This window comes from Evtepia sp. (assembly GCF_034090835.1).
In the GTDB taxonomy this organism is placed as follows: Bacteria; Bacillota; Clostridia; order Oscillospirales; family Oscillospiraceae; genus Evtepia.
Genome location: NZ_JAXDRS010000018.1, coordinates 24,979 through 38,569, shown reverse-complemented (window position 1 = coordinate 38,569; position 13,591 = coordinate 24,979). Strand labels below are relative to the sequence as shown.

The 13,591-nt window shown below is 57.4% G+C and carries 13 protein-coding genes, 5 tRNA genes and 1 pseudogene; 7 read left to right on the top strand and 12 right to left on the bottom strand.

Features of this window, described 5'->3' with window-relative positions; translation table 11 throughout:
- On the top strand, nucleotides 1–562 hold a 562-nt coding region (locus SOR61_RS03465), incomplete at its 5' end, for a helix-turn-helix transcriptional regulator (protein WP_320611295.1).
- A gap of 179 nt (nucleotides 563–741) precedes the next feature.
- Here SOR61_RS03465 and SOR61_RS03460 read toward each other — a convergent pair.
- Complete coding sequence (locus tag SOR61_RS03460; protein ID WP_320611294.1) at nucleotides 742–1,449, bottom strand: hypothetical protein; 708 nt, start codon at nucleotides 1,447–1,449, stop codon at nucleotides 742–744.
- A gap of 278 nt (nucleotides 1,450–1,727) precedes the next feature.
- Nucleotides 1,728–3,269: a glutamine-hydrolyzing GMP synthase gene (gene guaA, locus SOR61_RS03455; protein ID WP_320611293.1), complete on the bottom strand. Its 1,542-nt coding sequence runs from the start codon at nucleotides 3,267–3,269 to the stop codon at nucleotides 1,728–1,730.
- A 150-nt stretch (nucleotides 3,270–3,419) separates the two neighbouring features.
- On the opposite strand from guaA, the gene SOR61_RS03450 reads away from it, so the two are divergent.
- From SOR61_RS03450 to hydF, 5 genes are all read left to right on the top strand, one after another.
- Complete coding sequence (locus SOR61_RS03450; protein WP_320611292.1) at nucleotides 3,420–4,100, top strand: DUF421 domain-containing protein; 681 nt, start codon at nucleotides 3,420–3,422, stop codon at nucleotides 4,098–4,100.
- A complete protein-coding gene (locus SOR61_RS03445; RefSeq protein WP_320611291.1) occupies nucleotides 4,097–4,477 on the top strand; it encodes a DUF4363 family protein in 381 nt (126 codons plus the stop codon). Before SOR61_RS03450 ends, SOR61_RS03445 begins: the two co-directional genes overlap by 4 nt.
- 118 nt (nucleotides 4,478–4,595) lie before the next feature.
- A complete protein-coding gene (locus tag SOR61_RS03440) occupies nucleotides 4,596–5,621 on the top strand; it encodes an MqnA/MqnD/SBP family protein (protein ID WP_320611290.1) in 1,026 nt (341 codons plus the stop codon).
- 30 nt (nucleotides 5,622–5,651) lie between these two features.
- A complete protein-coding gene (locus tag SOR61_RS03435) occupies nucleotides 5,652–6,632 on the top strand; it encodes a radical SAM protein (RefSeq protein WP_320611289.1) in 981 nt (326 codons plus the stop codon).
- Between the two features lie 2 nt (nucleotides 6,633–6,634).
- Nucleotides 6,635–7,822 (top strand): [FeFe] hydrogenase H-cluster maturation GTPase HydF, encoded by a 1,188-nt coding sequence (hydF, locus tag SOR61_RS03430; protein WP_320611288.1) that lies wholly within the window; start codon nucleotides 6,635–6,637, stop codon nucleotides 7,820–7,822.
- Between the two features lie 63 nt (nucleotides 7,823–7,885).
- On the opposite strand, the gene SOR61_RS03425 is transcribed toward hydF, so the two are convergent.
- The 9 genes from SOR61_RS03425 to SOR61_RS03385 form a co-directional block, all read right to left on the bottom strand.
- Nucleotides 7,886–8,578, bottom strand: a complete 693-nt coding sequence (locus SOR61_RS03425; RefSeq protein ID WP_320611287.1) for a response regulator transcription factor — start codon at nucleotides 8,576–8,578, stop codon at nucleotides 7,886–7,888.
- Between the two features lie 73 nt (nucleotides 8,579–8,651).
- Nucleotides 8,652–8,725: transfer RNA gene (locus tag SOR61_RS03420), tRNA-Cys, on the bottom strand.
- A 3-nt stretch (nucleotides 8,726–8,728) separates the two neighbouring features.
- Nucleotides 8,729–8,804, bottom strand: a tRNA-Gly gene (locus SOR61_RS03415).
- Nucleotides 8,805–8,831: 27 nt separating this feature from the next.
- Nucleotides 8,832–8,907: transfer RNA gene (locus SOR61_RS03410), tRNA-Phe, on the bottom strand.
- Between the two features lie 29 nt (nucleotides 8,908–8,936).
- Nucleotides 8,937–9,013, bottom strand: a tRNA-Asp gene (locus SOR61_RS03405).
- Between the two features lie 7 nt (nucleotides 9,014–9,020).
- A tRNA-Val gene (locus tag SOR61_RS03400) sits at nucleotides 9,021–9,096 on the bottom strand.
- A 144-nt stretch (nucleotides 9,097–9,240) separates the two neighbouring features.
- On the bottom strand, nucleotides 9,241–10,116 hold the full coding sequence (hslO, locus tag SOR61_RS03395) for an Hsp33 family molecular chaperone HslO (RefSeq protein ID WP_320611286.1): 876 nt from the start codon (nucleotides 10,114–10,116) through the stop codon (nucleotides 9,241–9,243).
- Between the two features lie 23 nt (nucleotides 10,117–10,139).
- Nucleotides 10,140–10,904: a class I SAM-dependent methyltransferase gene (locus SOR61_RS03390; protein ID WP_320611285.1), complete on the bottom strand. Its 765-nt coding sequence runs from the start codon at nucleotides 10,902–10,904 to the stop codon at nucleotides 10,140–10,142.
- The gene (locus tag SOR61_RS03385) at nucleotides 10,901–11,215 is read right to left on the bottom strand and encodes a YerC/YecD family TrpR-related protein (protein WP_320611284.1); all 315 of its coding nucleotides are present in this window, start codon (nucleotides 11,213–11,215) and stop codon (nucleotides 10,901–10,903) included. Before SOR61_RS03385 ends, SOR61_RS03390 begins: the two co-directional genes overlap by 4 nt.
- Before the next feature lie 184 nt (nucleotides 11,216–11,399).
- Between SOR61_RS03385 and SOR61_RS03380 the strand changes: the two genes are divergently transcribed.
- Entirely contained in the window at nucleotides 11,400–12,683 is a 1,284-nt protein-coding gene (locus SOR61_RS03380; protein ID WP_320611283.1) for an adenylosuccinate synthase, read from the top strand.
- Nucleotides 12,684–12,744: 61 nt separating this feature from the next.
- On the opposite strand, the pseudogene sigK reads toward SOR61_RS03380, so the two are convergent.
- Nucleotides 12,745–13,448: pseudogene (sigK, locus tag SOR61_RS03370) on the bottom strand (RNA polymerase sporulation sigma factor SigK).
- Nucleotides 13,449–13,591: the final 143 nt, after the last annotated feature.

Here is a 13,591-nt window from a genome sequence, read left to right as displayed (position 1 = left end):
ATTTGCTCCTAAGGAGGTGTTTGAATTGAGTTTGGGTAAATTGATAAAGAAATTCCGTGAATTAAGAAGAATTACGCAAAAGGCATTAGGAGATAGGATACATTTAGATGATGTAAGGATAAGGCAATACGAACTTGATATTCGTACTCCTAAAGATGATGTCTTGGAAAATATTTCTGCTGCACTACATGTAAACAAAGAATATTTAAAAGAGCCTGATTATCCCTATACGGAACATGATTTAATGCGGTTTTTGTTTAAGCTGGATGACAGCATTGAAGTGAAAATCCGCCCCGTTATTCTAAATGATGAAGATCCTGAGTACACTACCACAGGCATATATTTCGGTAGCGAAGCTATTCTCAGAATCCGTAATATGCTTGAACAGTGGCAGGAAATGAAAGAAAAATATGAGAATAATGAAATTACGAAAGAAGCCTTGCAGGATTGGAAGGCAAACTACCCTGACAGCCTGAAAAAAGATTATGTTCCCTTTGAGGAAAGCAATGTAAAATTCTATAGAAAAGGTATATCCGCTAAGATTCCGCCGGATATAAAATAGGCACAGAAAAAGCACATAGGTTAAAGATTTTACAATCTTAAAGTCATGTGCTTTTGTGTTTAGATAAGATTCAATTATTACGGCAAATCGAATTTAATTAGAGATTATGGATTTTCGTTTAGTAAAATTTAGTAATCAACTGGTTCCTATTAATTCCTTTTTTATAACACTTTTAGTCTCTAAACAGTATCCGAATGTTCACAAATCCATTTCTCCATTTTTTTTATATATTTATCCTCATTGAAACAACTTCCATTTTTATATAAAGAATCAAATAGTATCTTGTTAACAGGATACACTAATATTAAACTTTTAAAAATATAATTATTATTATTAATTTTTCTAAAGATTAAAGGCACACGATCTTCAAGTCTAAAATCAATATATGTTTCAATTATTTTAGTTAAGTTAACATTATTAGTTATTGACTCCTCTATTAATCCCAAATATTTCGTCAACGTAGTGTCTCGTTCTACAAGTGATTTTAATAATTTGAATTTTTCTTGGTCATTATTCATTTTCTTCACACACATATTTATTAAATATTCTTGTTTATTTTCAAGAATTAATTCCAAACACCACTTCCTGGTAGTCGCATCATTTCCTGCATAAATTACTTTCTCAATCTCAGAATTACTCATAAAGGAAATTTTTCTAATATCAAATTCATCATTAACATTATATACATTCATATCTCCTCTAATTAGATGTGTATTCCCAAAGTTATCACCTTCTACAGATGAATTTACTTGAATTGAATTGTCACCAGATTTTTGCTTGACTTTGCGTTTATATTTTTGATGAGCTTTCTCTCCAATGACCCCCATTACTATTCCTACAATCAAAGATATTATTTGTGTTCCTATTCCATTAAATATCCATTCCATTTATAATCTCTCCATACATTTCTTATTTGTCACACACTATTTTCAACAAAAGCCTCCCACCATAAAAGACGGAAGGCTTTTAACCTTTGTACCTATCTTATTGCCCTTCGGTCAATAAGTATCGCTCGCAAAACTCGCTCAATTCAACAACTCCCTTTTGAACCTATCTTTTCAGCTTTTCAGTATCAAAACAGTATCACTCAGGAGTTTTTGGCAACACCTACTCGCTAAATCCGACTGTTTTCAAGGGTTTTGCAACAGTAACATATTTGCTTCTGTCATTCAAACTCGATGGTTGCCGGGGGCTTGGAGGTGATGTCGTAGACGATCCGATTGATGCCCTGCACCTCATTGACGATCCGCACGCTGATCTTGTCCAGCACGTCGTAAGGGATACGGGCCCAATCAGCGGTCATAAAGTCGCTGGTGGTCACGGCACGAAGGGCCAGGGTATAGTCATAGGTCCGGCCGTCGCCCATCACGCCCACAGAGCGGGTGTTGGTCAGCACTGCGAAATACTGGTTCAGATTCTGATCCTCTCCCGCCTTGGCGATCTCCTCCCGGAAGATGGCGTCGGCCAGACGGAGGGTGTCGGCCTTCTCCTTGGTGATGTCGCCGATGATGCGGATGGCCAGGCCGGGCCCGGGGAAGGGCTGTCTGGACACCAGATACTCCGGCAGGCCCAGCTCCCGGCCCAGCTGGCGCACATCATCCTTAAAGAGCATCCGCAGGGGCTCGATGATCTCCTGGAAGTCCACAAAGTCCGGCAGGCCGCCTACGTTGTGGTGACTCTTGATGGCGGCTGCCTCTCCGGCCCCGGACTCGATCACGTCAGGATAGATGGTACCCTGGGCCAGGAAATCCACCCGGCCGATCTTTTTGGCCTCTTCCTCAAAGACCCGGATAAATTCCTCCCCGATGATCTTCCGCTTCCGCTCGGGCTCCTGCTCTCCGGCCAGCTTCAGCAGGAAGCGGGTCTCGGCGTTCACTCTTACAAAGTGCAAGTCCCACTTGGAGAAGGCAGCCTCCACCTCATCTCCCTCGTTGAGGCGCATGAGGCCGTGGTCCACAAACACGCAGGTGAGCTGACTGCCGATGGCCTCCGCCAAGAGAGCCGCAGCCACGGAGGAGTCCATGCCCCCGGACAGGGCCAGAAGCACCTTGCCGTCCCCCACCTTTTCCCGGATGGCTGCAATGGCGGACTTGCAGTAGTCCCCCATGGTCCAGTCACCGGACGCATGACATACTTTATATAAGAAGTTCCGGAGCATGGTCAGGCCGTGCTCAGTGTGGTTCACTTCCGGATGGTACTGCACCCCATAAAACCCCCGGGTCTGGTCCGCAATGGCTGCGTTGGGGCACATCTCCGTGTGACCCACCAGGGAGAACCCTGCCGGGACCTTGGCCATATAGTCCCCGTGGCTCATCCAGGAGATGCCCTGGGCAGGCAGCCCGTCAAAGAGCGGGCAGTTGGTGTCATAGTAGGTCAGCGTCTTTCCGTACTCTCGCGCCGTGTCCTCCTGGGCAGGTACCACCTGGCCGCCCAGGGTATGAGCCATGAGCTGACACCCGTAGCAAATGCCTAAAATGGGAATCCCCCAGGTAAACAGTTCCTCCTCCACCCGGGGTGCATTCTCCAGGTAGACGCTGTTGGGCCCACCGGTGAAAATAATGCCGATGGGGTTCATGGCGCGCAATTCCGCCAGAGGGGTGCTGTAGGGTTTCACTTCGCAGTACACGCCGTACTCCCGCACTCTGCGGGCGATCAGCTGGTTATACTGGCCGCCAAAGTCCAAAATAAGGACAAGTTCATGTTCCATGCAAGGCCATCCTTTCCGTCTTTCCTCCAAGGTTGATGTCATATTTTACTGCAAGCTACCTCAGATTGCAAGTCCTTCTCCTCAGTATATTAAGCCGCCCGCCGGGCATCCTTATGGGTAAGAATCCCCCAAGGAAAGGAGTTCTCCCCCTTGATCACCGCCCTTATCCGCACCATGATCCTCTATCTGCTCATCATCGTGGGCATCCGCCTCATGGGAAAGCGTCAAATCGGCGAGTTGGAGCCCTCCGAACTGGTGCTCTCCCTCATCATCGCCGACCTGGCGGCGGTCCCCATGCAGGACTTCCGCATTCCCCTGCTCATGGGTATCCTCCCCATCGTCACCCTCCTGTGCCTGTCCACCATCCTTTCGGTGCTCACCGTGAAGAGCATCCGGTTCCGGGCCCTCCTGTGCAGCCGCCCCAGCATCATCATCCAGGACTGGAAGCTGCTCAGCCAGGAGATGAAAAAGAACCGCTTCACCATCGACGAACTCATGGAGGAGCTCCGGGGCGCAGGGGTCACAGACCTATCCACCGTGAAGTACGCCGTGCTGGAGACCACAGGCCACATCTCCGTCCTCCCCTACGCCAAGGATCAGCCGGTCACCCACAAGGACTTGGGCAAATCCCCCAAAGACCCGGGCCTGCCTCTCATCCTCATCAGCGACGGCAGGCTCCTCTCCCACAACCTGAAAGCCGCCCGCCGCACCCCGGACTGGGTCCGTCATCAGCTCTCCCAGCGGGGGATCCCGGATGTCCGCGCGGTCTTTCTCATGACCGTGGATGAGGCCGGCAAGATCTACCTGGCCCCCAAGGAGGCAGCCGTATGAAGCATCTCTGGATCTCTCTCGCTCTCCTCCTGGGGGTCACCCTCCTTCTGCTGGCCAACGCCAACAAACTTACCCATCTGGTCCAGCCCATGCAGCAGACCCTGATCAGGGCCTCCCAGGCCGCCGGCCAGGAGGACTGGGACCAGGCCAAAGCCCTCTCTCAAAAGGCCCTGACCCTCTGGGAGAACAGCGCCAGTTACCTCCATCTGGTCCAGTGCCACACAGACGTGGATCAGGTCTCCATCCTCCTGCGGGAGTCCCAGGTCTTTCTCCAGTACCGGGACCCCTGCGGCTACGCCGCCGCCAACACCCAGATCATCGGTGCGCTGGAGGACATCCGCACCCTGGAGCACCTCTCCCTGGGCAATCTCTTTTAGCCTTCCCCGGTTCTCCCGCCAAATCCCAAAAAGCTGGTTGCAAATGCAACCAGCTTTTTATAAAAACCAAGTATAATACACTTATTATCGCCATTGGCAAGAATCGAGGTAATGTATCATGAAACGCAACAAACTCCTGGCCCTTTTGCTCTCTCTCTGCCTTCTGGTGGCCCTCTGTGCCGGGTGCGGCGCCCCCAAAGAAGCCGCTGCCCCTGCCCCGGACGCCGGCAAGACCGAGACAGAAGCCGTCACCATCCGCCTGGGCGGCCTGAAAGGCCCCACCTCCATGGGTATGGTAAAGCTGCTCGCTGACAACGAGGCCGGCACCACCGAGAACAAGTACACCTTCACCATGGCCGGATCTGCCGACGAGCTGACCCCCAAGCTCCTCCAGGGTGAGCTGGACATCCTGGCCGTTCCCGCCAACCTGGGCGCCATTCTCTACAACAACTCCCAGGGCGCTGTCCAGTATCTGGCCACCAACACCCTGGGCGTCATCTACATCGTGGAAAAGGGCGGCAGCACCGTCACCGATTGGAACAGCCTGAAAGGCCAGACCATCTACGCCACCGGTAAGGGTTCCACCCCTGAGTACGCCCTGAACTACCTGCTGAAACAGAACGGCCTGGACCCCGCCTCTGACGTCACCATCCAGTGGAAGAGCGAGCCCACCGAGATCGTGGCCCAGATGGCCGCTCAGGACCACGTGATCGCCATGCTGCCCCAGCCCTTCGTCACCGTGGCCCAGGGCAAGTTCCCCAAGCTGAAGGTCGCCATGGACCTCACCAAGGAATGGGAAGCCCTGGACAACGGCAGCCAGCTGGTCACCGCCGGTCTGGTGGTGCGGGCTGAGTTCGCCAAGGAGCATCCGGACGCCGTCGCCACCTTCCTGAAAGAGTACGCTGCCTCCACCCAGTACGTGAACGACAACGTGAAGGAAGCCGCCGCTCTGGTGGGTCAGTACAACATCGTGGACGCCGCCGTGGCAGAAAAGGCCATCCCCGCCTGCAACATCGTCTGCGTCACCGGCGAGGAGATGAAGACCGCCCTCTCCGGTTACTTCCAGGTCCTCTTTGACCAGAACCCCAAGGCCGTGGGTGGCCAGATGCCCGGGGATGACTTCTACTACATCCTCAAGGACTGACCCATCCACTCTGACCGCAGGAGGCACCCTATGCACATCCAAACCAAACAGGAGATCCTGGAGGTCCTCTCCATGCCTGCCCCCGCCTTCTGGGCGGCCGTCGCCCCGGCCGCCCAGAAGGTCTGTCGGGACCAGTTTGGAGACACTCTCCTGGTCACCGCCATGCTGGCTTACAGCAACATCTGCAAAAATCAATGTCTCTACTGCGGGATGCGGGCAGGAAGCCCCATTCCCCGCTACCGCATGTCCCCCGCCGAGATCCTCCCCCTGACCCAACGGGCCAGGGAGGCGGGTCTGGGACGGATGTTCCCCCTCTCCGGAGACGACGGGAACTACGGCTTTGACAACCTCCTCACCCTGGTGGAGGGTCTCCGGACGCAGGGCTTTTCCATCGCCCTGGGGGCCGGAGAGCTGGAACCCGACCAGTACCGGGCCCTGCACAGCGCCGGGGTGGAGGAATACGTCTTAAAATTCGAGATGTCCCATCCTGACAGCTTCAACCAGCTGAACCCCTCCACCACCTTCCAAAAGCGCATGGAGGCCGCCCAGCTTATCAAGGAAGCGGGCATGAAACTGGCCTCGGGCAACATCGTGGACTGGCCCGGCCAAACCCTGGACGAGCTGGCCGACGACATCCTGCTTATGAAGGAGCTGGACATCAGCTGGGCCCCCAACATTCCCTATCTCCCCGCCCTGCACACCCCGCTGGCCAGCCGGGGCGGACCGGGCAGCCGTCTGCTGAACAACAAGGAGATCGCCCTGGTGCGCCTGCTGCTGCCGGGCATCAAGATCACCGCCCAGCAGCCGGGAGAGGACCTCACCAAAGGTCTGGCGGACGAGCAGGGCAACCTGGACGCCATTGCCTGCGGGGCCAACCTGCTGTTCTGCGACCTTCTCCCAGACGCCAAGGCGGACGCCTTCCGGCCCATTGACCGGCGAAACGTCTCCGGCCTGGCCCACTGCCAGGAGGTAGCCCGGCGCAGCGGCCTCACCCTGGACCTGGGAGGCTGACCATGGGACTGCAAGACACGCCTCGGGCCAACCGCCCTCACATCGCCCTGCTGGGCAAACGAAACGCCGGAAAGTCCTCCCTTCTCAACGCCCTCACCGGCCAGGCCAAAGCCCTGGTCTCCTCTGTGCCCGGTACCACCGCTGACCCGGTCTACCAGCCCTTTGAGCTCCGTGGGGTGGGACCGGTGGTCTTTCTGGACACCGCTGGTCTGGACGACGACCAGGGAGAGCTGGGGGCGCTCCGGGTGGAAAAGACCAGACAGGCCATGGATAAAACCGACCTGGCCCTTTTGGTCCTCACCCAGGCTCCCCGGGAAGAGCTGGACTGGCTCCGCCAGCTCCAGAAAAAGAACATCCCTACCCTGCTGGTATGGAACAAAACCGATGAAACCCCTGTCCCGGCCGACCTGGCCCGGGAGGGGGTCCAGGGCCTGTCCCTGGTACCCGTAAGCGCCAAAACCGGCCAGGGCATCGACGCTCTGCGGCAGGAGATCATCCGCCTGCTGCCAGACACCTTCTGGGAGCGCTCTATCACCGGGGACCTGACCGCTCCAGGTGACCTGGTCCTGCTGGTGATGCCCCAGGATATCCAGGCTCCCAAAGGCCGGCTCATCCTCCCCCAGGTGCAGACCATCCGGGAACTGCTGGACAAGAAGTGCTCGGTGCTCAGCTGCACCGCTGACACCCTGTCCCAGACCCTGGCCTGCTGCGCTGCGCCCCCTAAGCTCATCATCACCGACTCCCAGGTCTTTCCCACCGTCTGGGCCCAGAAGCCCCCAGAGAGCCTGCTCACCTCCTTCTCCATCCTCTTCGCAGGGTACAAGGGGGACATCGAGGCCTTCTGGGAGGGGGCCAAAGCCATCGACCAGCTCACCCCCCAGTCCCACGTTCTGGTGGCGGAGGCCTGCGCCCACGCCCCCACGGAAGAGGACATCGGCCGGGAGAAGATCCCCCGCCTGCTGCGCAAACGGATCGGGGAAGAGCTCTCCTTCACCTTTGTCCGAGGGAACGACTTTCCCCAGGACCTGACTCCGTACGACCTGGTCATCCACTGCGGCGCCTGCATGTTCAACCGCCGCCATGTGCTCCATCGCATCGCCCAGGCCCAGAGCCAGCAGGTCCCCATCTGCAACTACGGCATTGTCCTGGCCCACCTCACCGGGATTCTGGACAAGGTCTGCCACGCATAACAAAACGCCCAACGGGTCTGCCATGGCAGGTCCCGTTGGGCGTTTCTTCATTCGATTCTATTCTCAGGTCCCGTTGTTCCCCCGGAGCTTGTAGCCAATGCCCCGGACCGTCTCAATGAGGCTTCCAGCCTCACCCAGCTTCTGTCGCAAGGTCCGGATATGGACGTCCACTGTCCGGCTCTCCCGGCCCATGGCGTCCCCCCAGACTTTATCCAGGATCTTGTCCCGGGTCAGCACGATCCCCCGGTTCTCCACCAGAAGGCACAGCAGCTCAAACTCTTTTAAGGTCAGGGCAATGTCCTCCTCCCCTACCCGCACAATGTGCTGGGAGGGCGACACATACAGCTCCCCAATGGCGTAGGTCTCCGGCGGCTCCTGGGCCACCCGATAGCGCTCCGCCCGGCGCAGCAGTGCTCTGATCCGGGAAAGCAGCTCCATCATCCGAAAAGGTTTTTGCACATAGTCATCTGCCCCGGCGTCCAGGGCGATGACCGTGTCATACTCCGTCCCCTTGGCGGTGAGCATCATCACCGGGATCATCCGGGTGGCCGGATCGGCCCGAAGCTTTTTCAGAATGGAGATCCCATCCTCCTCCGGCAGCATGATGTCCAGCAGGATGAGGGAAGGGGTCTGCTGCCCCAGGGCGCTCCAGAACTCCGAGGGCCGTCCAAAGCCCTCTGCGGAAAAGCCGGAGTTATTCAGGGTGTAGAGCACCAGCTCCCGTATACTGTTGTCGTCCTCCACGAAATAGATCACAGCCGACTCCTTTTGTTCTTTCAGGGGATTCTGGGTAAAACAAAAAGCCTTGTCACAAAGACAAGGCTTCTTCTGGAGGCGCCACCCAGATTTGAACTGGGGGTGAAGGTTTTGCAGACCTCTGCCTTACCACTTGGCTATGGCGCCATCTGGAGCGAGTGACGAGGCTCGAACTCGCTACCTCCACCTTGGCAAGGTGGCGCTCTACCAGATGAGCTACACTCGCAGATCGTTGCAGAGAACTCTGCAACGGTGGTGCCCAGGGCCGGAATCGAACCAGCGACACGCGGATTTTCAGTCCGCTGCTCTACCAACTGAGCTACCTGGGCATGTTTGCGGGCACGTTGTCGTGCCCTTTTGGCGACGCGGAAGGGACTTGAACCCTCGACCTCCGGCGTGACAGGCCGGCGTTCTAACCAACTGAACTACCGCGCCAAATAAGTGGTGGGAACAACAGGGCTCGAACCTGTGACCCCATGCTTGTAAGGCATGTGCTCTCCCAGCTGAGCTATGCTCCCTTGAGGCTTTCGGGGAGGTTCACACCCCCAAGCGACAAAACTTATTATATCCATGAAGGGGGCATTTGTCAATAGGTTTTTTCAAATTTTTTGGGATTTTTTTGCGGGGGATCAGGGGGGCCAAATCGGCCCCCTGACGGCCCCTCACAGGGTGGCCAAAAGCGCCTCCAGCTCTTCCTTTTCAAACACGTGGACTGCGTCGCAGAACTGGCAGGTCATCTCGGCTCTGCCCTGCTCGTCGATGAGTGCCCGCAGCTCCTGCTTGCCCATGCTGATAAGGGCGTTCTGCATCCGCTCACGGCTGCAATAGCACCGGTACTCCACGGGCACAGTCTCCAGGGTCTCCAGATCGAAATCTCCCAGCACCTGGTGGAGCAGGTCCTCCGGGGTCGCCCCCTGGTTCAGGTGGGTGGTCACCTGGCCCACCCGGGCGATGCCCGCCTCGATCTTGTCGATCACGTCATCGTCTGCGCCGGGCAGCAGCTGGATGAGATAGCCGCCGGCAGCGGCTACAGAGAGGTCCCGGTCCACCAGCACCCCCAGGGCGCAGGCGGTGGGGATCTGCTCGCTCTCAGCAAAGTAGGCGGTGATATCCTCGGCGATCTCTCCGGACACCAGGGGGATGGTCCCCACATAGGGTTCCTTCATCCGCAGGTCCTTAATCACTGTGAGGGAGCCGCTGGTTCCCACGGCGCCTCCCACGTCCAGCTTGGCCGGGCCCTTCAGCGGCAGCTCTACTGCCCCGTTCTGCACATAGCCCCGGACGTTGCCCTGGCTGTCAGACACCGCCAGAATACTCCCCAGGGGGCCGCCCCCCTGGATGCGCACGGTGATGGACCCCTCCTTTTCCTTGAGCTGCTGGCCCATCATGGAGGTGGCCATGAGGGTGCGGCCCAGGGCAGCGGTGGCCACGGGCATGGTGTTGTGGATGGCCCGGGCCCGCTCCACCAGCGCTCTGCCCTGGATGGCCATGGCCTTCACCGGGGCGTCCTTTGCGATCATGCGTACAATATAATCCATAGGTAATGGTCTCCTTCTCTTCTTTAAGGTACGTTCGGCTTATGGGCCGTGAAGAAGATGCGCTCCTCCCCGTTAACCGGGCTGCGGAGCTTCCGGTTGCCGTACTGGCGGATGGCGGTAAAGCCCGCCCGCTCCAGGGCCTGGGTGAGCTCCTGGGGGGTGTAGGCCCGCTCCTCGTGGATCTCCTCCTCCCGCCGCCACAGGGCCCCCTGCCGGGTGAACACGTCCATGGCGTAGGTGCAGATCTTCCGCCGGGGGTGGTAATCGGTCCGCCAGACGCAGTAAGCGTCCTCAGTCTCGTCCAGGAAGATGCCCCCACCCAGAGACCGTAGGTGCTCCGGGGTGTGGACATCAAAAATAAAGAGCCCTCCGGGCTCCAAAAAGAGCCACACCCGGCGGAAGGCCTCCCACAGCCGCCGGGCTTCCACCACGTGGTTCACACTGTCCAGCAGGCAGACGCAGGCGTCCACTGTGCCGTACAGGTCCAGCTCCTCCATAGGCTGGCAGAGAAAGATGGGGGGGATCTTCCCCTCCGACACAGTCTTCTCCGCCGCCACCGACAGCATCTCCGGGGAGAAGTCCACCCCGATCATCTCATAGCCCCGCTCGGCCAGCAGGAAGGACATGGTGCCTGTCCCACAGGCCAGGTCCAGGACCGTGCCTACCGGGCGCTTCTCCCGGGCAAAGAGCTTTTCCAGAAAGTCTGCCCAGTCCCGGTAGTTCACGTCCTCGGTCATGTCGTCGTAGCAGCCGGCCAGGGCGTCATAGGTTCTGTCCCACTGGCTCACGGTGCTTCCTTCTTCTCTTTCTCCCAGAATAGGTCCACCCTGGGCAGCACTGTCTGGTAGCCCTCCGCTCCGTATTGCAGGCAGCGATTCACCCGGCTGATGGTGGCGCTGCTGGCCCCGGTGCGTTTCAGGATGTCCTGGTAGATCATCCCCTCCCGCAGGTACATAGCCACCTCGATCCGCTGGGTCATGGCCTTGAGTTCGTTGACCGTGCACAGGTCCTCCATAAAGCGGCGGCACTCTTCTGCGTCTTTCAGCTGCAGAAGGCTCTCATATAATAAATCATAGGATTCATTGGGAGATTTCTTCATGAAATGCGCCTCCTTTGCGCCAATTTACCTGTTCATTTTACCAAGTTAAATCGTGAATGTAAAGATGCAGATTTCCCTTCCCGCAAGGCTCTGGAGAGGAAATGAAATTTTTTTCTTCCCCTCTTGCATCTAAGAGGTCTCCGGATTATAATAAACTGTATTTTTTTCTTAGGAGGGATCTTCTGTGGTAAAAGCGATTGTCGGCGCCAACTGGGGCGACGAAGGAAAAGGAAAAATCACCGACCTCTTAGCGGAGCGATCCGATCTTGTGATCCGTTATCAGGGCGGCGCCAACGCAGGACACACCATCATCAACGACTATGGACGCTTTGCCCTGCACACCCTGCCCTCCGGCGTGTTTTATTCCCATATCACCAACATCATCGGCAACGGAGTGGCCCTGGACATCCGGAAGCTCACCCAGGAGCTACAGATGCTCATTGACGCCGGGGTCCCCGCCCCCAACCTCATCATTGCCCAGCGGGCCCAGCTCCTGCTGCCCTACCATGTGCTTCAGGACACCTATGAGGAAGCCCGTCTGGGGGGCCGTGCCTTTGGCTCTACCAAGAGCGGCATCGCCCCCTTCTACTCCGATAAATATGCCAAGATCGGCATCCAGGTCTGCGACCTCTTCCACGAGGACCGGCTGAAACAGCGGCTGGAGCAGGCTTTGGAGGTGAAAAACGTCCTCTTCCAGGCCCTGTATCACCAGCCGCCTGTGGACGCCCAGGAACTGTATGAGGAGCTTCTGTCCCTGCGGGAAGTGATCCGTCCCTATGTGGGGGATACGGTGGCCTACGTCCACCAGGCCCTGAAGGAGGGCAAAACCATCCTTCTGGAAGGCCAGCTGGGCGCCATGAAGGACCCCGATCTGGGGATCGTCCCCATGACCACCTCCTCCCATACCCTGGCCGGCTTCGGCTGCGTGGGCGCTGCCATCCCCCCCACCGCCATCGAGGATGTCATCTGCGTGACCAAGGCCTACTCCTCCTGTGTGGGTTCTCAAACCGAACCCTTCGTGAGCGAACTGCTGGGGCCCGAGGGAGATGAGCTCCGCCGCCGGGGCGGCGACAAGGGCGAGTTCGGCGCCACCACCGGCCGCCCCCGCCGGGTGGGCTGGTTCGACACTGTGGCCACCCGCTACGGCTGCATGGTTCAGAGCGCCACCAAGGTGGCCCTCACCTGCCTGGATGTTCTGGGCTACCTGGACGAGATCAAGGTCTGCACCGGCTACGAGGTCAATGGCGTCGTCACCCGGGATTTCCCGGTGCCCGCCCTGCTGGACCAGGCCAAGCCGGTGTTTACCACCCTGCCGGGCTGGAAGTGTGACATCCGGGGGATCACCGAATATGACGCACTTCCTGCAAACGCAAAAGCTTACGTAGACTTTTTGGAGCGGGAGATCGAAACCCCCATTGCCCTTGTTTCCACCGGGCCCAAGCGACACGAGATCGCTGCCCGTCTCTGATTTTCCCCTGTCAAGGAAGGAGGGGACCCATCCGGGTCCCCTCCTTCCTTGCGTTCTTCCCTTATCCCGGCTGGGCCCCTTTCTCCATCTCGGCCCGCAGCTTGCTCAGGGCCTTCTTCTCCAGGCGGGAGACATAAGACCGGCTGATGCCGCAGCGGGAAGCGATCTCCCGCTGGGTCCTGGGTCCTTTCCTTCCCCGTCCAGGCCGTACCGCAGGGCGATCACCCGGGCCTCCCGCTCGGTGAGGCAGGTCCTGACGCACTGGCGCACCCTGGCGCAGGATTCCCTGGCGTCCAGGTTTTCCAGCATATCGTCGTCCACGCTGATCACATCCATCAGGGACAGGCCGCCCCCCTCCCCATCCGAGTCGATGGAGTCGGACAGGGAGACGTCTCCCTGGTACTTCTTCTGTCCCCGGAAGTACATCAAAATCTCGTTTTCAATGCACCGGCTGGCGTAGGTCGCCAGCCGGACTTTCTTGTCCGACTTAAACGTCGAGATCCCCTTGATGAGCCCAATGGTCCCAATGGAGATCAGATCATCCTGATCCCCCGCCTGCACATAGTATTTTTTTAATATGTGGGAGACCAGACGAAGGTTGTGTTCCACCAGCTTGTTGCGCGCCTCCAGATCCCCCTGGGCAAAGCGCTCCAGATAGGCCCGCTCCTCCTCCGCCTTGAGAGGCCGGGGAAAGGAACTGGCGTTGCCCAGGCGAAGAGGGAAACAGATGGTTTGAATCAGAAGTAAAATCCATGCCGAAATCATTGGCATCACCTCCTGTCCTCTACTCTATTCCCCTGCGGCCTGTCTCTATTTCTCAAAATCGCCCTTTGTTTTTGCTCCCTTCCCTCTTCTGCGCAAAGCGCCCGGAACCACCGAGCTTCCGATGGTTCCGGGCGCATACCGTC